Annotated in this window: 20 protein-coding genes; 11 read left to right on the forward strand and 9 right to left on the reverse strand. The window is 68.8% G+C overall.

The annotated features are described in order from the left end of the window. Positions 1-58 precede the first annotated feature (58 nt). The 4 genes from ACAD63_RS32580 to ACAD63_RS32595 all read right to left on the reverse strand — a co-directional run bounded on the left by ACAD63_RS32580 (position 59) and on the right by ACAD63_RS32595 (position 3762). Complete coding sequence (locus tag ACAD63_RS32580) at positions 59-925, reverse strand: flagellin (protein ID WP_135703389.1); 867 nt, start codon at positions 923-925, stop codon at positions 59-61. A gap of 10 nt (positions 926-935) precedes the next feature. Further along, positions 936-1634 (reverse strand): C39 family peptidase, encoded by a 699-nt coding sequence (locus ACAD63_RS32585; RefSeq protein WP_434034326.1) that lies wholly within the window; start codon positions 1632-1634, stop codon positions 936-938. Beyond that, the gene (locus ACAD63_RS32590) at positions 1634-2068 is read right to left on the reverse strand and encodes a hypothetical protein (protein ID WP_133097131.1); all 435 of its coding nucleotides are present in this window, start codon (positions 2066-2068) and stop codon (positions 1634-1636) included. The genes ACAD63_RS32585 and ACAD63_RS32590 overlap by 1 nt, the downstream gene beginning before the upstream one ends. 188 nt (positions 2069-2256) lie before the next feature. Continuing rightward, the gene (locus ACAD63_RS32595; protein ID WP_195428036.1) at positions 2257-3762 is read right to left on the reverse strand and encodes a hypothetical protein; all 1506 of its coding nucleotides are present in this window, start codon (positions 3760-3762) and stop codon (positions 2257-2259) included. A gap of 711 nt (positions 3763-4473) precedes the next feature. Here ACAD63_RS32595 and ACAD63_RS32600 point away from each other — a divergent pair. From ACAD63_RS32600 to ACAD63_RS32615, 4 genes are all read left to right on the forward strand, one after another. Beyond that, positions 4474-5256 carry a GntR family transcriptional regulator gene (locus ACAD63_RS32600; RefSeq protein ID WP_133097133.1) on the forward strand — a complete coding sequence of 261 codons (783 nt, stop codon included), beginning with the start codon at positions 4474-4476 and terminating at the stop codon, positions 5254-5256. Between the two features lie 90 nt (positions 5257-5346). Then, on the forward strand, positions 5347-6396 hold the full coding sequence (locus ACAD63_RS32605; protein WP_133097134.1) for a tripartite tricarboxylate transporter substrate binding protein: 1050 nt from the start codon (positions 5347-5349) through the stop codon (positions 6394-6396). A gap of 2 nt (positions 6397-6398) precedes the next feature. Beyond that, positions 6399-7712, forward strand: coding sequence for an aconitase/3-isopropylmalate dehydratase large subunit family protein (locus ACAD63_RS32610; RefSeq protein ID WP_368671144.1), 1314 nt, complete (start codon positions 6399-6401; stop codon positions 7710-7712). 62 nt (positions 7713-7774) lie between these two features. After that, on the forward strand, positions 7775-8356 hold the full coding sequence (locus ACAD63_RS32615; protein WP_434034327.1) for a 3-isopropylmalate dehydratase: 582 nt from the start codon (positions 7775-7777) through the stop codon (positions 8354-8356). A 22-nt stretch (positions 8357-8378) separates the two neighbouring features. On the opposite strand, the gene ACAD63_RS32620 is transcribed toward ACAD63_RS32615, so the two are convergent. Further along, positions 8379-9074: a phosphoribosyltransferase gene (locus ACAD63_RS32620; RefSeq protein WP_135703382.1), complete on the reverse strand. Its 696-nt coding sequence runs from the start codon at positions 9072-9074 to the stop codon at positions 8379-8381. 267 nt (positions 9075-9341) lie between these two features. On the opposite strand from ACAD63_RS32620, the gene ACAD63_RS32625 reads away from it, so the two are divergent. Further along, a complete protein-coding gene (locus ACAD63_RS32625; RefSeq protein ID WP_135703381.1) occupies positions 9342-9533 on the forward strand; it encodes a hypothetical protein in 192 nt (63 codons plus the stop codon). A gap of 8 nt (positions 9534-9541) precedes the next feature. Here ACAD63_RS32625 and ACAD63_RS32630 read toward each other — a convergent pair whose 3' ends face one another. Then, entirely contained in the window at positions 9542-10432 is an 891-nt protein-coding gene (locus ACAD63_RS32630) for a LysR family transcriptional regulator (RefSeq protein WP_133097139.1), read from the reverse strand. A 150-nt stretch (positions 10433-10582) separates the two neighbouring features. On the opposite strand from ACAD63_RS32630, the gene ACAD63_RS32635 reads away from it, so the two are divergent. Next, on the forward strand, positions 10583-11050 hold the full coding sequence (locus ACAD63_RS32635; protein ID WP_135703380.1) for a nucleoside deaminase: 468 nt from the start codon (positions 10583-10585) through the stop codon (positions 11048-11050). Between the two features lie 10 nt (positions 11051-11060). Beyond that, a complete protein-coding gene (locus ACAD63_RS32640; RefSeq protein WP_255519749.1) occupies positions 11061-12380 on the forward strand; it encodes a cyanate transporter in 1320 nt (439 codons plus the stop codon). Here the strand turns inward: ACAD63_RS32640 and cynS are convergent. Both cynS and ACAD63_RS32650 read right to left on the reverse strand, forming a co-directional pair. Further along, entirely contained in the window at positions 12374-12817 is a 444-nt protein-coding gene (cynS, locus tag ACAD63_RS32645; protein ID WP_133097142.1) for a cyanase, read from the reverse strand. The two genes, ACAD63_RS32640 and cynS, sit on opposite strands and share 7 nt — an antisense overlap. A gap of 65 nt (positions 12818-12882) precedes the next feature. Then, positions 12883-13020 carry a hypothetical protein gene (locus ACAD63_RS32650; protein ID WP_165971554.1) on the reverse strand — a complete coding sequence of 46 codons (138 nt, stop codon included), beginning with the start codon at positions 13018-13020 and terminating at the stop codon, positions 12883-12885. 577 nt (positions 13021-13597) lie between these two features. Between ACAD63_RS32650 and ACAD63_RS32655 the strand changes: the two genes are divergently transcribed. The 4 genes from ACAD63_RS32655 to ACAD63_RS32670 all read left to right on the forward strand — a co-directional run bounded on the left by ACAD63_RS32655 (position 13598) and on the right by ACAD63_RS32670 (position 16783). After that, positions 13598-13723, forward strand: coding sequence for a hypothetical protein (locus ACAD63_RS32655; RefSeq protein WP_255519748.1), 126 nt, complete (start codon positions 13598-13600; stop codon positions 13721-13723). 81 nt (positions 13724-13804) lie between these two features. Next, positions 13805-14119 (forward strand): YXWGXW repeat-containing protein, encoded by a 315-nt coding sequence (locus tag ACAD63_RS32660; protein ID WP_133097143.1) that lies wholly within the window; start codon positions 13805-13807, stop codon positions 14117-14119. Between the two features lie 702 nt (positions 14120-14821). Next, positions 14822-15775, forward strand: coding sequence for a helix-turn-helix transcriptional regulator (locus tag ACAD63_RS32665; RefSeq protein ID WP_135703378.1), 954 nt, complete (start codon positions 14822-14824; stop codon positions 15773-15775). Between the two features lie 75 nt (positions 15776-15850). Then, positions 15851-16783, forward strand: a complete 933-nt coding sequence (locus ACAD63_RS32670) for a glycosyltransferase family 2 protein (protein WP_135703377.1) — start codon at positions 15851-15853, stop codon at positions 16781-16783. A gap of 58 nt (positions 16784-16841) precedes the next feature. Here ACAD63_RS32670 and ACAD63_RS32675 read toward each other — a convergent pair whose 3' ends face one another. Next, entirely contained in the window at positions 16842-17876 is a 1035-nt protein-coding gene (locus ACAD63_RS32675) for a GNAT family N-acetyltransferase (protein WP_135703376.1), read from the reverse strand. Between the last annotated feature and the right edge of the window lie 22 nt (positions 17877-17898).

Consider the following 17898-nt stretch of genomic DNA (forward strand, 5'->3'; position numbering starts at 1 on the left):
GGACGGGCGGGCTGTTGTCAGGAGCCCGCAACCTGTAGTGCCTGCTGCTTCGCTACGATTACCTCATGCTGGCGGCCCGCATCAACGCATCCTGCAGCGTCGCGTTGGCCAATTGCGACCGGAAGGCCTGCAGCGTATTCACGCTTGCGTCGATTGTCATCAGGCTCCGGATGCTCTGGTTGTCCATGCTGTTCTGAATCACCGTGGTGGGCGTGCCGGCCAGCGCCGCCACCGCGGCCGAGTTGCCAGGGCCGTTCTGGATCACGTTCAGCAAGCCGTTGGTCACCACCTGGCCCGTGCCGGTCGACACCACGGCAGCGGGCAGGCCGGCCGCGCCCGCGGCGCCGCTGGCACTGGCGCTGCCGCCGTTGGCCGCAGCCGACGTGGCCGAGGAAGCCCCTGCGGCGCCGGCACTCGCACTACCGGCGGATCCGTTCGCGCCACCCTGAGCGCCGGCCGTGACGCCCGCCAGCGCGCTATCGACCGCAGCGTTGGTGGAAGCAATGATGGCGGGGCCCAGCGTCGTCGCCAGGCGCGCCGCCTGGTCCGCGGTGATGCGTCCGACGTCCGGGATGTTAATGCTGGTTGCGACGACCAGGGCCCCGTTGATGTACACAGCGCGTTCGATACCGAACGAAACCTGCAGGCCCGACATCTCGAAGCCGCCCCGCATCTCGTCAAGCTTGTCATGCGCGACCGGTTTCCAGCCGGCCATGCTGCCGCGCGCGGCAGCCACGGGTGTAGGGTCCCGGTCGCTGGCAGAAGCGGCCTGCGACGGCAGCGCCGACGGGTCGAGGCTGTCGGGCTGGGGTAGCGAACTGGCATGTGCCACGCCGGCACAGGCCAGGCCCGCACCAAGCAGCATCGCGGCCGCCGACGTGGCGGTGCGAGGCGCTGCTGGGGTCGGGAGGGAAGTCTGCAACATGATGCATTCCTCAGAAATCGCCAACGCCATGCTTGGGCATGACGGTGAAGTACAGGCTATCCCGGTTGACTCCCATCCAGTAAGGGCCGCTGGGCGCCAGGCGCCAGTCCGCGGCCAGGTTGAAGCGCGCGTTGTCCGTGCGGTTGTGGATCACGAACAACAGCTGGCTTTCCCATACTTTCTCGAAGTGCTCGCGTGACATGGCACGTGTTCCGCGGGCCGGATCACCGACCAGCACGCGGTTGCCTTTTACACCCTTGACCACCACGAAATGGTGGTAGCCGTTTTCCACGATCAACACGATGGCCGGGATCTGCGTTTCCTCGAGCTTGGACAGCGGCAGCTCATAGCCGTCCGCCTCGTAGCCGAGCGCTGCCAGGAAACGTTTCATGTCCAGCAGCGAGAACCCCTCGGCGCGGATCTTTGCCTGGTCACCGTTGAGGTACATGGTCTGGAACACCGTGGCCTCGTTCATCGGATGGCCGTACTGGTAGGTCAGCAGCGTGGCCACCGCGGCAGAGCCGCAACTGAAATCGTATTGCTGGCGGATCGTGGATTTGAAGCGCGCTTCGCGAACACTGGTGACCCTGACGCTGTAGGGTTCGCCGACCGGCCCGTAGAGATAGACATCCGCGGCATTGGCGCACGGAATGGCCCCCGTGGCCAGCACGAACGGTACAGACGCCGACAGGTTGCGCAGCAGCTTCATTATTTGAACTGGACGTTGAGGATCGTGGCGTTCTGGATCAGCACGTTGGAGCCGGAATTCTGGATTGCCGTAGGAATTCCAGAGGCGTTCGCGAACGCGCCGTCCGCAATATTGTTCGCACCGGACAACACATTGACTGCCGCGTTGTCAGCCACGGTGCCGTGCAAGCGCATGTCGTTGACAGTGACCTCCGAACCACCGCGGATATCGTCTAGTTTAGTCACAGGTACAGCTTTCGCCACCGCGCCGAACAATGTGGTATCGGCTGGAGCTGCAGGTTGCGTGTGAGCAACAGTCTCCTGAGGGATGCTTGCAACACTGCGTGCGGCTGCCATGGCCTCATCCAGCCCTGGCGGCTCTGCACTTGCCTTAAGTGCAGGACAGGCAAGTAGGACCGTCGCAAACGCACTGACGGCAATGCGGACCGATTGCATGGTGTCATCCTCCCCAGGCCTCGTGCACGTACCCTGTCCCGGGCGGCACTAAGGCATATAGGCTTGCGTGGACGTGACAGGACCCGCGCGCCCGCACACAGGATGCGGGCGCCGGTCCTGCCGACATGGCATCGCGAAGTGCCGGCCCGCCCTCGCAAGAAGCTCAGGCAGGGCCGAGTCTGCGCGTATCAGGGGCCAGCGTTGACGTTGGCCTGCACGTTCACGCTCATCTGCGTCAGCGAGGCTGCGCCGCTGTTCTGGCTCGCCATCATGATGCCCGCCGCGGACTGACCGACGCTGGTCATCAGGTTGGACATGTTGAAGTCGCCTGTGGTGACGACGACGTATCCGCCAGCGCCGCCAGCGCCACCGGCGCCGCCGTTGCCGACACCGCCAACGCCACCGGTACCGCCGGTGCCTGCACCGCCAGCGCCACCTGAGCCGCCGGCGCCTCCGCTACCCGTGGTAGCGCTGCCGTTCGAGGCCGAGGTGCTGGCGCTGCCTGCAGATGCCGCACCACCAGCGCCACCGCCGCCGCCGGAAGCCGTCTGCGTGCCACCGGCACCGCCAGTGCCCGAGCCAGCGCCGCCAGTTGACGACGAGCCCGCGGTGTTCGTGCCGCCGGCGCCGCCGGAGCCGCTGCCCGCACCACCGGTCGCCGTCGCGCCGGAGCTTCCGGAACCGCCTGCGCCACCGGTAGCACCCGCTCCGCCGCCCGTGCCAGAGCCGGCGCCAGCCGTGTTGGTCCCGGCCGCGGCTGCGGTGCCACCCGCAGCGCCTGCACCGCCCGTGTCGGTACCCGCACCGTTAGCACTGCCGCCCGAGCCGCCAGAGCCGCCGGCTGCACCGGCCAGACCGCCAAGGGCTCCGCTGGCCCCCAGGGCATCACCGCCGATTGCACCGGCGCTGCCGCCACGGCCGCCTGCACCGAGCGAAGCGCTCAGAGCACCGCCACCCTTGCCAAAGCCATCGCCACCGCTGGCGCCCGCAGCGCCTGCCGCGCTAAGCGCGCTGCCGCCCTTGCCATAGCCGTCGCCGCCATTGGCACCCCAGTTGGAGGCACGTCCGCCGTCGCCGCCGTCGCCTGCCTTGGCCGAGCCTGCCTTGGCCCAACCAGCCGTGGCGCTGCCATTGGTTGCGGTGGCGCTACCGCCCACTGCACCGACGGCGCCGTCGCCGCCCGAACCACCTTGGCCAGTGCCGCCGGCGCCGCCCGTGCCGCCCTTGCCACCGTAGCCGGTGCCGCCGTTGGCACTACCGGTGTTCGTGGCAACGTTGCCAATGCCATAGATGTTGTTGCCGCTCACGGTGCCATTCAGCTTGCTGAGCGCGATTGCCGTGGTCTTGTTGAACGAACTGGCGATGCTGGACGATGCGGCGCCGCCAACAGCCGCCGCAGTCCCGATGCCGTCAGCCGAAGCCTTCAGGCGGTTGTCGGAATTGGTCTTGCTCTTCGTCTTCGTGACCGTGGTGGTCCGCGTGTCAGTACTGTTGTCGGTGCTGTTGTCGTTCTTCTGGATGGCCTTCGAGAACTCATTTGCCGATGCGCCGGCGCCGCTTTGGGTCGAGCTTGCCGTTGCCGTTTGGTTGTTGTCACCCCCCCCGCTTACACCATCATTGAGGTTGATCGGATTGGCCCATGCCTGCCCCGCAAATGCCATGGCAATTGCCGACGCCAGTAAGGTCTTTTTCATTCCTAGCTCCCAGGAGTATTCACAGTGTCACTGCGGCTCAGCCTCCGGCCGGCGCTCACGTCCGGAACGACGGCTGGAGGTTCAGGTCCGGCAACTGCCAAACCGACCACCCCTAGCGCATAATCGGTGCCAGGTTCGCCACGTGAGGCGGCAAACCCTTGTGATACAAGGCCTGCCCGGTGCCAGCCGGGGGAACTTTCTAGCCGCTTGCGCCATCAATGGGGGCCCGCCTGCTGTGCACGCCAAACGACATGTCACACCGGTGTGACAGCGCCCCCCAAGGCGGCTCAGGGGCTTCGCCACCCCTCCAAAAAAATTAATTAGATTTCAATGGCTTACTGATCGCCTTGGGAGTTGCCCGATGCGCCATGCCACGTATCGGCCCTGAAACACGATTCCCGAGGTGCCGCCGTCGTCTCCCATGTGGGCTGCCTCACATTGCGGCGATGTCCGTTTTTCGCCGCCAGATTCCGGTCATCGGTGCGTTCCTCAGGAAGCCCTTCGCCTGGCCCCGGCGGGGCGCCACCGGCACGCGCACGAGCGCCGCCGTGTGATCGGCCGCTGGCTTGGCGCGATGCGGATGTCATGCTGAAGCGGCGCGCGCACACGTTGTATCCGAAGCGCCTCAGCCGCTGTCCGTGCTAGGCTCTATGTCTGATTTAAAGTACATTAGAGGCATTACAGACTTGTCATCTCTCCACAAGGGAAACCATGAGTGAAGCCGTCGTTCCCCTGTATCACCAGATTTACGTGGTACTGCGCCAGCAGATCGTCGAAGGACGCTTCGGCCAGGGTCCCCTGCCGGGAGAGATCGACCTGGCCAAGCAGTTCCACGCCTCGCGCGTGACCATGCGCCGCGTGTTCGACCGGCTGGTGCAGGAAGGCCTGGTACGGCGCCATCGTGGGCTCGGCACCTTCGTCAACCCGCACCCCGTGCGTCCCGCGTCGGCTACCGAGGAACGCGGCGCGAGCCTGCTCGACAACATCATCGACATGGGCCAGAAAACGTCGGTGAAGGTGATCTCGATCGACGAAGTCCACGCCACGCCCGACGTGGCCGAGTCGCTGCAGCTCCAGCCGGGCGACCCGGTGATCAAGATCGTGCGCGTGCGCCACTACCGCAACCGGCCGCTGTCGCATATCACCGTCTACCTGCCCGCGGACCTGGGCCGCCCGATCTCGCGCAAGGCGCTCGAGGAAACCCCGGTGCTGCGCCTGCTCGAGGCCGGCGGGGTCAAGCTGGGCCGTGCCAGCCAGGTACTGTCGGCACGCCTGGCAGACGTGGTGGTGGCGCCGCTGCTGGACGTGCCGGTGGGCGGCGCGCTGCTGGCGGTGCGCCGGGTGGTGAAGGACCAGGGCGGGCGCCCGGTGCAGCTGCTGCTGGGGCAGTACCGTCCCGACCGCTACGAATACCGCATGGAACTGTCACCCGCCGGCGTGGACAGCGCCAACGTCTGGGTGGAAAGCGAGACCCGCCCCGGCCTGCGCGACTGAGCCTGCCCGCGCGCCGCAAGCCAAAGGATGCGCGGGCACCCGAGTCGGGCGATACTGCGCACTCCCGATCACATCTAGCGAGGAGTCGTCATGCCAGTGTTCCGCCTGGTTTCGTCCAGCCCGACCCGTCAGTCTCCGCCTGTGTCCGCGCGCCGCACCGCGCTGCGCCGCGTTTCCGGCCTGGCCGCCCTGGCCGCCTGCGGGCTGATCCTGCCGCCTGGCGCCGCTGCCCAGGGGCAGGGCCAGGTCGCTGGCGGCAAGCCGATCCGGATCCTGGTGGGCGCCCCCGCCGGCGGCACCACCGACACGCTGGCGCGCACCATCGCCCAGGAGATGTCGCAGCTGCTGGAGCAGTCCGTGGTGGTCGAGAACCGGCCCGGCGCGGGCGGCAATATCGCCGCCGATCTGGTCGCCAAGAGCGCGCCGGACGGCAGCACGCTGCTGATGAGCTTCACCAGCCACACAATCAATGCCACGCTGTACAAGAAGCTGCCCTTCGACCCCGTGCAGGATTTCACACCGGTCACACTGGTCGCCACCGTGCCCAGCGTGCTGGTGGCCACGCCGAAGCTGCCGGCCAACAACGTGCCCGAGCTGATCCGGCTGGCGCGCGCCGAGCCGGGCAAGCTGAACTTCGCCATCGGTTCGGTCGGCTCGTCGCTGCACATGGCCGGCGACATGTTCAAGATGATGACCGGCACCTATATCGTCAACATCCCGTACAAGGGCACCGCGCCGGCGCTTACCGACGTGCTGGCCGGACAGTGCGACCTGATGTTCGCCAGCACGATCAACGTGCTGCCGCACGTGCGCGCGGGCAAGCTCAAGGTGCTGGGCGTGACCAGCCCGGCGCCGATGCCCCAGTTCCCGGGCGCGGCGCCGATCGGCGCAACCGTCAAGGGTTTCGAGTCAAGCGCGTGGTTCGGCCTGTTCGGCCCGGCCGGCATGCCTGCGGAGCTCACGCAGGCGCTCTACCAGGCGGCGCGCAAGGGGCTGGAGTCGCCCTCGGTGCGCAAGCGCCTGGAAAACGACGGTGCGCAGCCGGTGGGCATGGCGCCCGAGGCATTTGCTGCCTTCGTCAAGCAGGACGTCAAGCGCTGGGCATCGGTGGTCAAGTATTCGGGAGCATCGCCGGAATGAGCGTGCCTGCGGACTCCCCTTGCGCGGAGGCGGCGGCCAGGCCGGCGACGCTGGCCCAGAAGCTGGTCGCCCGCGCCGCCGGACTGGACTATGCGGAGATCGGCACGGTGGCGATCTGCCGGGTCGACCTGGCGATGTCGCACGACTCCAGCGGCCCGCGCCGGGTTGCGCCGCTGCTGCAGGAGCTCGGCGTAAGCGTGTGGGACCCGTCGCGCTATGTCGTGGTGACCGATCACTTCGTGCCGGGCGGCGATGCCCAGGCCGAATCGATCCTGCGCTTCACCCGCGACTGGACGCGCCAGGCCGGCGCCGAGCTGATCGATGCCGAAGGCATCTGCCACGTGGTGCTGCCCGAACGCGGGCACGTCCTGCCGGGCCGCCTGATCGTCGGCGGCGACAGCCACAGCCCGACCGGCGGGGCGTTCGGCGCCTATATGTTCGGCGTGGGCGCCACCGAGATGGCCGGCGTGCTGGCCACCGGCGAGATCTGGCTGCGCGTGCCGCACACGATCCGGCTGGAATGGGACGGCGTGCTCGCAGCCGGGGTCTGCGCCAAGGACATCAACCTGTTCCTGTGCGCCACGCTCGGCCTGGGCGGCGGACGCTACGAAGCGATCGAGTACACCGGCAGCGCCGTTGCCGCGCTGCCGATGCAGGAGCGCATGACGCTGGCCAACATGAGCGCCGAACTGGGCGCGCAGACCGGCCTGGTCGCCCCCGATGCGGTCACGCTGGACTGGCTGGCACAGGCCGGCGTGCCGGCGCAGGTGCTGGCGCAGATCGACCTGGCGCACTGGCGCACCGACGCGCAGGCGCCCGTGCTGGCGCACCACCGCTTCGACGCCGCGGCGCTGGCGCCGCAGGTGGCCGCGCCGCATTCGCCGGCCAACAGCGCGCCGGTCGACCAGGCCGCCGGCGAGCCGGTGCAGATCGCCTACCTCGGCGCCTGCACCGGCGCCAAGCTGGAAGACCTGCGCATGGCCGCGCGCGTGTTGCGCGGACGCAGGGTCGCGCCGGGTGTCAAGCTGCAGGTGGCCGCCGCCTCGCGCCGCGACCAGCAGCAAGCCGAACGCGAAGGCACGCTCGCCATCCTGGCCGAGGCCGGCGCCAGCCTGCTGGCCAACGCCTGCGGCGCCTGCGCGGGCTATGGCGCCGCACGCTTCCCGGCCGGCAGCAGCGCCATTGCCTCGACCGCGCGCAATTTTTCCGGCCGCATGGGCGATGCCGGCAGCGCGGTGTGGCTGGGCTCGCCGATGACCGTGGCCGCCAGCGCCGTCACCGGCCGCATTACCGACCCGCGCACCTTGCTGCCATAAAGACATAGACATAGCGACGCGGCCTGACCACGTGCCCCGCGCAGGCGGGCCTGACCTCTTGCATGACTGCCCTTACCGCCCCCACACCGGCCCCCACACCGGCCCCCACACTGGCCCCCACACTGGCCCAAACCGCGGCCCAAACCACGGCCCCAACGCCGGCCGGCCGCATCTGGCGTTTCGGCGACAACGTCGACACCGATGCCATGGCTCCCGCCGTGCTGATGAAATCGCCGCTGCCCGTGCTGGCGCGGCACTGCCTGGCCTCGCTGCGCCCCGAGTTTCCAGGCAGCGTGCGGCCGGGCGATGTGCTGGTAGCGGGCGCCAACTTTGGCATCGGCTCCTCGCGCGAGCAAGCGCCGCAGGCGCTGCGCGAGCTGGGTGTGGGCGCGGTGGTGGCGCAGTCGTTCGGCGGGCTGTTCTACCGCAACGCGATCAACCTGGGACTGCCGGTGCTGGTGTGCGCGGAGGCCGCCCGGCTGCCCGACGGCGCCCGGGTGGCACTGGACCTGGAGACGGCGCTGCTGCGCCTGGACGACGGCAGCACGGTGGCGTGCGAGCCGATCCCTGGCTTCCTGCGCGAAATCCTCGGCGCCGGGGGGTTGGTTCCGCACCTGAAGCGGCGCCTGGCCGCCCGGGCCTGATACTGACGCTGGCGCCGGCGCGTCAGCCCGCGCGCGTGGGGGTGGCCTGGCGCAGCAGCCCGAGCGCCTCGTCGTCGCTGGTCTGCGTGAAATCCAGGTAGAAAGAGCCAACCGCACCGAAGTTGGGCGGCGTATTCAGGCAGATCACCTCGTCGGCGGCCGCCTCCAGGCTGGCCAGCCCTTCCTGCGCGCCGACCGGTGTGGCCGCGATCACCCGCGCGGCGCCCGCCATGCGCACGCCTTCCAATGCGGCACGCATGGTCGCGCCGGTGGCGACGCCGTCATCGACCACGATCACGGTACGCCCGGCCCGCGCCGGCACCGGCGCACCGCCGCGATAGCGCTGCTGGCGCCTGGCGATCTCGTCGAGCTGGCGCCCGCGTTCGGCATCGAAGCTGCCGCTTTCCACCGCTCGGCGCGCCCAGGGATCGTCGTTCACCACCGTATGCGGCCCGCCGCCGGCGGCATCGCCCTCGACCACGGCGCCCAGCGCCAGCTCCGGGTAGCCGGTGGCGCCGATCTTGCGCACCAGCAGCACGTCGAGCTGCGCACCGAGCGCGCGCGCCACCTCGAAGGCGACCGGCACGCCGCCGCGCGGCAGCGCCAGCACCAGTGCGGGCTGGTCGAGCTTGTCGGCGCCGAAGCCCAGCTCCGCCAGGCGGCGGCCAAGGTAATGGCCGGCTTCGCGGCGATCGGCAAAGCACGGTGGGACTGACATTGCGCGCTCCCGGTTGGCTGGCCGGCAGGTTCCCGGCCGGAGCACCGCACGATGGTGCCCCACGGCCAATATAGACCTTGCCGCGGAAGGCGTCCGCGCAACCGGCGAGTTGCATTCATCCGCCGCCAACGTCTCACAAGGCACCGCGATTGGACGCGATTGCGCAACAGTGTGTTCAACGCGGGGGGGCTGATCGCGAGGCCCGGGCGCATTAGGATGGATGCGTTGCCAATCGCCGGCCCGTCCGGCCTTCGACGTACCGCAAAAATGACTTCGCAAGCCCACGCCCAGCATCCCGCCCAGCATCCCGCCCATCAATCCGACACCACTGAAGCCGCCAGCCTGAACGCGCCCGACATCCCCTTCGGCTCGCTCGAAGCCGCCGCGCTGGCCGAACTGCCGTACACCTTCCGGCCGTCCGGCACCTGCACCCGCTACTACAACGAATACTTCGGCTGACGCTTGCGCTAGCCGGCGTCCGGCGCCGCCGCGCCGGAACTCATGACACGCTCGCACAGGGCGGCCAGGCGCGCGGCCATGTCGCGCGCCGGGGCCGGCAGGTCCGGCTGCGCGTGCAGGCTCAGCTCGACGTCCGGCACCGCCGCCGGCCAGCCGCCGCCATCCAGCACCTCGTGATGCGCCGTGGCCAGCCGCCGCGGCAGCAGCGTGATGCCGAGCCCGTCCGCCACGGCGGCCAGTATGCTGGCCAGGCTCGCGCTGACAAAGGCGATGCGCCAGCGCCGCCCGCCGGCGTCGAGCGCGTGCGTCATCTCGCCGCGGTACAGCCCGCCGGCGGGAAAGGCCACCAGCGGCACCGGATCGCGCGCCACCGCCGGGCGGCTGCGGCTGTCGATCCAGCACAGCGGCTCGGGCCAGCTCGCCATGCCCGGCGCCTGCGCCACGCGCTGCTTGACCAGCACCAGGTCTAGCTCGCGGTCCTGGAAGCGCTGCCACAGCTCGTGGCTCATGCCGCTGGTCACTTCCAGGCGCACCCCGGGCCAGTCGTCGGCAAACCCGGCCAGCACCGGCGTCAGCGGCCGCGCGGCAAAATCCTCGGGCACGCCGATGCGGATCTCGCCCTGGCCGGCGCTCTGGCGCAACTGCCCGACCGCCTCGGCCATCAGCTGCTGCAGGCGGCGCGCGTAGCCCAGCAGCCGCTCCCCCTCCGGCGTCGTCACCACGTAGCGCCCGCCGCGGTCCAGCAGCACGCAGCCGAGCTGGTCTTCAAGCCGCCGCACCTGCTGGCTGACGGTCGACTGGGTCAGGTGCACGCGCTGCGCTGCGCGGGTAAAGCTGCCGCTTTCCGCCACGGCGACAAAACTCTGCAACAGCACGGGATCGAGTCGGGGGTCCTGCATGGCCGGCTTTCCATTGGGTTTTCCACTGCCGGCGATTTCATCATTTAATTTCCCAATCACCAAGCCCCCGCGTACAGTGTGCAGCCTGCCACCTGCCATGCCGCAAGACTTGCGAGCGTGGACTCACTTTTCGGGATCCCTGCGCAAACCATGACCACTCACCAGGAATTCATGCGAGAGGCCGTGCGCCTTGCCGCGGCCAATCGCAAACGCGGCGGTCGTCCGTTCGGTGCCGTGCTGGCCATCGACGGCCAGGCCGTTGCCACCGGCGTGAATGACATCGTGCACAGCCACGACCCGACCACCCACGCCGAAATGGAAGCGGTGCGGGCCGCGGCGCGCAAGCTGGGCCGTCCGGACCTGCGCGGCAGCGTGGTCTACGCCAGCGGCCATCCCTGCCCGATGTGCCTGGCGGCGATGACCATGGCCGGGGTGCAGGCGGTCTACTACGCCTTCGACAACAACGATGCCGCGCCCTTCGGCTTGTCCAGCGAGGCCGCCTACCAGGCGCTGCGCCTGCCGCTGGATCCGCCCCCGCTGCCGCTGACGCGCTTGCCGGTAGACCTGTCCGCCGCCCAGCTCTACGGCCCGCGCGCGCCGCACGCTCCGCGCGGTTGACATGGCGGACATGGCACAGGCGCCCGACCTAGCCGGCGCCGCGGCGTGCGCGCGCGGCGGCAGGGCCCCGGCGCGCTGGCTGGTGCTGGCCGCCGTGGCAGGCATCGGCCTGAACCTGCGGCCGTTCCTGACCGCGGTGGGGCCGCTCGCGCCGTCGATCCGCGCCGGCACCGGGCTCACGTACCAGGGCATGGCCTGGCTGACCTTGCTGCCGATGCTGCTGATGGGCGTGGGCGCGTTCTTCGGCCCCGCGCTGCGCGCCCGCCTGGGCGCGCGCAACGCGGTGCTGGGCGCGCTGGCGCTGCTGGGCGCGGGCTGCGCGCTGCGCCTCGGCGTGACCGACGCCGGCTGGCTGATCGCCTCGGCGGCGCTGTGCGGGCTGGGCGTGGCCGTGGTGCAGGCAGCCTGCCCGGGACTGGTCAAGCAGGAATTCCCCGGCCGCGTGGCCCCGGTGATGGGACTGTACTCGGCCGCGCTGATGGGCGGCGGCGCGCTGGGCGCGCAACTTTCTCCCTACGTGACGGCGCTGTCCGGCAGCTGGCGCGAGGCGCTGGCGCTGTGGGCGCTGCCGGCGCTGGCCGCTCTCGCGCTGGCCTGGGTGGCGCTGCCGCGCGCGCATCGCAACGACCGGCTGCCGGACCACGCGGCGGCGCGCAGCCAGTCCGCGGGCCAGTCCGCAGCCATTACGCGAACCCTGCTGCGCCGGCCGCGCACGTGGTTGCTGATGGGATGCTTTGGCGTGATGAATGGCGGCTATGCCTCGCTGGTGGCCTGGCTGGCGCCGTTCTACCAGGGCCACGGCTGGAGCGCACCCGCCAGCGGCACGCTGGTGGCGCTGATGGCGGTAGCGCAGGCCGGCGCGGCGCTGCTGCTGCCGGCGCTGGCGGCACGGCGCGTCGACCGGCGCGCGTGGATGTTGCTGGCGCTGGCGATGCAGGTGACCGGCTTTGCCGGGCTCGCGCTCTGGCCCGACGCAGCGCCGTACGCATGGGCCGTGATCGGCGGCGCCGGGCTGGGCGGCTGCTTTGCGCTGTACCTGGTGGTGGCGCTGGACCACCTGCCCGACCCGGACAGCGCCGGCGCGCTGAGCGCGCTGATGCAGGGCGGCGGCTTCCTGCTGGCGGCACTGGCGCCGTGGCTGACCGCGATGCTGCAAGCCCATACCGGCGGCTTTGCCGCGGGCTGGTGGTACCACCTCGGCTGCGCCGCGCTGGTGGGCGTGCTGACGCTGCGCCTGAACCCGGCCAGCTTTGGCGCGGCCTACGCCGCGCCGGCGCCGGCGGCCAGGCCGTCGACGACAATCGACGACAAGCCCGTAAGCCCTCAATAGGTCTTGTAGGGCAGGAACTTGCCCGACATCTCGATGCGCACCCGATCCCCGTTGGGGTCGGGTTCGCGCTGCAGGTCCATGCGGAAATCGATCGCGCTCATGATGCCGTCGCCGAACTCCTCGTGGATCAGTGCCTTGAAGGTGGTGCCGTACACGCTGACCAGCTCGTAGAAGCGATAGATCAACGGATCGGTCGGCACCGCCGTTGGCAGCGAGCCCTTGTACGGCACCTCGCGCAGCCAGGCCTCGGCCTCGGGCGGCAGCCCGAAGATCTCCGCCACCGCGCGCGCTCCGGCCTCGTCGAACGTCATCTGGCCGAGGCACGCGGCCGTCGTCCATTCCTTGCTGCGGCCGACACGCTCGGCAACCTGCGCCCAGGTAATGCCGCGCCTGACCTTGGCTTCGATGATGAGATCGGTGACGTCGCTGCGGTTCATGCTGCCTCCATGGCTATGGCGTGGATGGAAGCCATGCGGAGCGCCACCGCCCATTGGCGGCAGGTTCAGCGAGTCAGCGCGGTTTCGACCGTGGCCGTGGCATCCGGCGTCTCCAGCTCCTGCGGCAGCGCAAACAGCGCAGCGGCGGGTGGCGACAGCCCCTGCAAAAACTGCAAGGCAAGCACGATGAGCATGATTGGCATGGCGCCTCCTTCAAGCACACGTGGCAGATTCCACTTCCTGGCCCGACCGGGTTCCGTCTGGCACTCCGTCTGGCACTCCGCCACGCGCAAGCTTCATGCCATTGGCGCAATGCCCCGGAGCGGCCGTACTGGCATCCCGCGCGCACCGTGACGAGCCAGCCCGGCACGCAGCGCGAGCCATGTTGAAGCATGCTGCACCGTCCCGGTCCCGGCAAGGACTGCAGGCAAGGCTTCGGCATCGGCGCCGGCCGTACCCGTTTCGGCGTCAGAAGTGGCAGTGCGCCGGCCGCCCGGCCGACACGCTGGCGGCCTCCCGACGCACGCGCTTGCTTGCTAGGTTTATTTCCGATGTAACGTCACATTACGCCACCCGAGGGCTGGCCGCACCCATCCGCGGTGCCGCTCCGGCGTGCGGCGCCTTGCCGTACAAGGCTGCGCAGGCATCGCCAGGCAGCGCGCGCCCGATCGCGCCCGATTAAGCCCCATGTGAGACAGCCTTACAAGTGCAAGCACGCAGCGAGGGGGCCGGTCGCTACATTGAAGCCGTGTCCAACGCGATCCCGCCAGGAGCCCAGAAATGAAACGAGCCCTTTCCCTGGTCGTGCTGCTGTCGACCACGGCCGCACTGCTTTCCGCCTGCATCGTCGTGCCGCCGCGGGGCGGCCCGCCGCCCCGCTACCACCATCACTACGACCGGTATTGATCCCCTGGATTGATCCCCGGATTGAGATTGATGATCGCTTGCCTGATTGCCTGACCACCACCGCCCACAAGGAGCCATTCCATGAAACGCCAGCTCATGCTTGCAGCAGCCGTCCTCGCCACGGGCGGTGCCTTCGGACTCATCGCGCCCGCCGAAGCCCATCCCACGGCCGTCGCCCACGGCTATGGCCATCCGCCGCCGCCGCGCTATGAGCCGCATCCCGCCGCGCGCCGCGGCCAGGTCTGGGTGCCCGGCCACTGGGTCGGCGCTCGCGGCAGCTACGACTGGCGCCCCGGCTACTGGCAGGCGCAACGCCCGGGCCACCGCTTCGTGCCCGACCGCTGGGTGCGCGGACCGAACGGCTGGGTGATGCGCCCCGGCTACTGGACCCGCTGACTGACAAGGCCCGAAACCGGCTTGCCACCTTGTCTGATGCAGTTGGTGGCAAGCCGGGTGCAGACCGGTGCAGCAGCCTTCCCAGGTCTCATGCCGAGGGTGTAGCCACTCCTCATCCAGAAGCACTAGGCCATGCGCCCGAGCGCGTCATTAATCGTGCAGATATATTACGAAGCCCCGTATCAAGCTGCCGTTTCATTATTGCGCCACCTGCATGGGCGATATATTCCGTACACCCCACGATGGGGTTACCAATCCCTCTCACGAGGGCTTTGGATAATGCGATCTGTTTCAACGCTGCAACCAATTTAATTTCGGTTGTCACATCGGTGAAACTGCCCGGACCCGGCACCAGCGCGGCGTTTGCGGAACCTGGCATGGCGCATTTGGGTGAATTCTTAAAGGATTATGACGCGTCTGTCATTCCCACCCTGCCTCGTCCCAAATCCGCTCGCTTGCAATCCACTCAACCAGCCCATAAGATGAATTTAAGCCGATTTAGGAGCGAGAATCTTTCGGGTTCGGGTTCGGGTCAACCATCCAGCCATCGACAAGTTCCATCCAGAAGAACGGAACTGCCGGGGCATGGAAGCATGGGGGTCACACACGCGGTCAGGCACCAATGGTGGCTGACGTCCTGCACTGCCCTCCATACGCAAAGCGCCCCGCAGTCCGCTCCCGAGCAAACGGGGAGTGAAGTCGATGAACGCGTTGCTGATCGAGGAGCATCCGCTGCTCCGGCTCGGGCTGTTGCAGATGCTCGAGAACATCCAGGAATCCGCCCAGGTGGCAGCCATCGCGCCCGCGGACATCGCCAGGCTGGATAGCCGGCACCACCATGCAGACCTGCTCGTGTTTGGCATGCCCGCCGAATCCGGTCCGGGCTGGGCACAACTCGAACAGGCGCAGGCCGTGCTGCAGCCGCAGCGCGTGCTGATCCTGGCCGACGTACTGCCCTTGCACGTGCCCAATCCGGAAAGCGCCCGCGGCGTGTGCGGCTGCCTGCCGAAGACCGCTTCGCTGGCGGTAATCGAGGCGGCCATCCGCCTGGCCATCTCCGGCGTGCAGGGCCTGCTGTTCTCGGCCGAAACCGGGACCACGCCTTCCGCCTCGCGCTCGGCCATGCCGGCGGTGCAATCGCTCGCCTCGGCCGCGCCGCTGCCCTTGCCGGCGAACCTGCCCACCGAATCGCTTTCGCTCGCCTCATGCGCCAGCGCGCAGCGCAGCACGCCGCGCACTACCGTGGCGGTGCGCGACCTGACCGACCTGAGGCCCGGCCAGCCGTTGCCCGCGCCAGACGCCGCCGGCGCCATGCCGATCGGCGAGGAAGAACCGAGTTACGGCGAAGCGGAAATGCTCAAGATCACGCCGCGCCAGTACGAAGTGCTGGTGCTGCTGGCACGCGGCTATCCGATCAAGACGGTCAGCCGCATGCTGAATATCTCGGTGGCCACGGTGAAAAGCCACGCCTGCACGCTGTACCAGCGGCTCAAGGTGCGCAACAAGGGCGAGGCGGTCTACGCCGCCCTGCAGCGCGGCGCGACGCTGGAGTGGGTCAGCGGCGACGAACGTTTTTCGCGCGACAGCAGCGCGCGCCCGCTAGCCGCATCCCGTGGTGGCGACGCCGCATTCCAGGCCACCAGCACGGCGCTGTAACACCAGACTCTGCGCCGTACCCGCGCAAGACGGGCCGGCGCAGTGCCTGGATCTGTGGATCACAGGGGGTCAAACATGCCGGCACGCACTTTCATGCCGACCTTTTCGGTGTGTGTCGCCACGTGCGACCAACCTGAAGGCCTGCGGCACACGCTGCAATCGGTAGCCGATTCCACCATGCCGCCGCATCAGCTGATCGTCACGGACGACAGTCACGGCTACGACACGCGCGAAATGATGCGCCGCGACTATCCGGACATCACCTATCTGGAAGGTCCGCGCCGCACCAGGGCCGCAAACCGCAACCGTATATTGCCCGTTGCCACCGGTTCGCACGTGCTGTTCCTGGACGACCGCACGCGGCTGGGGCCAACCTTCCTGCAGCAGATGGCCGACTGCCTGGCTGACGACTACATGCACCGCACGGCATCGGGCTGCGCCACACCGCTGATCGTGACGGGCACGGACATGTGCCAGGGACAGCGCGGCAAGCCGCGCAAGGCAGCCTTTCTGGGCTACCCGTCTCTGGACTACAGCCATGGCGAGCGGCTGTGCTCAGTGGTGCTCCACAGCACCGTGTTCCCGCGCGAGTTGTTCGACCATATCCGCTTCTGCGAGCAGCTCGCGGCAGGCTACGAGGACTGCGAGTTCGCCAGCCGCGCGGTGTACGAGTTCGGCCACCGCATCGCGCTGGTACCAAGCGCGGTCAATCAGTACATGGTCTCCGTCGGCCATGACGAGGACACCGAGCCGGCCAGCGCGGCGTCGCGCCTGTACGTGACCTACCGCCGCCACGGGCGCAGCCAGCACCGTCCGGTCAGGGCGGCGCTGTTCCTGGCGGTGGCGCTGCCACATATGCTGGCGCGCAATGTGCGCCAGGCAGGCTGGCATGGCGCGGTGCCGGCGTGGGACACGACACGGAAATTGTGGGCGCTGCTGCGCGCCGACCGGCTGCCGCAGGCGCGCGGCGCAGCAGCCGGGACGAGCCTGCCGGGATCCATGGCCTGAGTGGCGCCGCGCAGGGTGCGCCAGCGTACCCGTTTCTGCGTCCCACTCCGGGATCAAACTAGCGCCGGTACGCCGGAAAGTATCCGCGCAGGTCCGCCAACTCCTGCTCGCCAGCCTTGCCACCGCCGCACAACGCGGCGTAGCGCTTGGGATCGACAATCAGGCGCTGGGTGCGGAACATCCGGGTGTCAGGCGAGAAGCCTCGCTTGAAGCGAAGCAACGAATCCTGCTCCCCGTTGCTCCCACGCCCCCCGCCCAGGTTCAGCACGCGATATCCGTGCTCGCGGCCCCATTGCCGCTGCGCGTGAATGAGCAGTTTCAGCGGCTGGCGATTCAGGGCGCGATCGTCGGCGCCATACAAGTGCCCCTGCAAGATGCCCGACGACGGCGCCACGGTAAGCAGCGCTGCGGCGATGGGCATGCCAGCCTCCTCGGCGACGAACAGCTTCAGCAGGTCACCGAGTTCATGGCGCAGTGTGTGGTAGTAGCGCTCATCAAAGTAATAGAATGCCGGTGCCCCCAGCCGCCGCATCGACGCGTTGTACATTGCGAGGAAGCTGCCCAGCGCGCCAAAGGACTCGTCGATGCGCACAGTGATACCGGCGCGCATGGCCCGGTTGATATCGCTGCGGTGACCATGCGCGGTGTCGCGCCAGTGCGCGGCCTCGCTCTTGGTCAGGTCAATCGTGACCGTAGGGCCTTGATCCACCACCTCGCCGACTGCGCTGTTCCAGCTTGAATTGAGGAGCGGATGCAAACGGATGAACCAGGACACGCAGCCATCGGCGCGCAACATGGCGATAGCCTTGCGCAGTGCGGCATCGGCAAAGTCCTGCCCGGCGCCCTCGCTCAGGAGCGGCCCGCCGTAGCCGTAGGGCGAGACGGCATCCCACTCCCCACAGCCAATGGCGCGCCTTACCAGCGGCAGCAGCAACTCGGCCTCACCGTCGCGGGCATATAGCGCCCCTGCGCTGCCACGGTCGCCGAACTCCGCCGCACGCGCCCAGCCAGGCATGTGGTAGCAGTCGTGACAGCGGCGCCGCAGCACCTCACCCCAGGCGGTGTCTGATGGAGCGAGCAGCTGGATCTTCATGACGTCACAGGTTGCGGTTCAG

Source organism: Cupriavidus sp. a3, from assembly GCF_051015765.1.
Classification (GTDB): Bacteria; Pseudomonadota; Gammaproteobacteria; order Burkholderiales; family Burkholderiaceae; genus Cupriavidus; species Cupriavidus oxalaticus_A.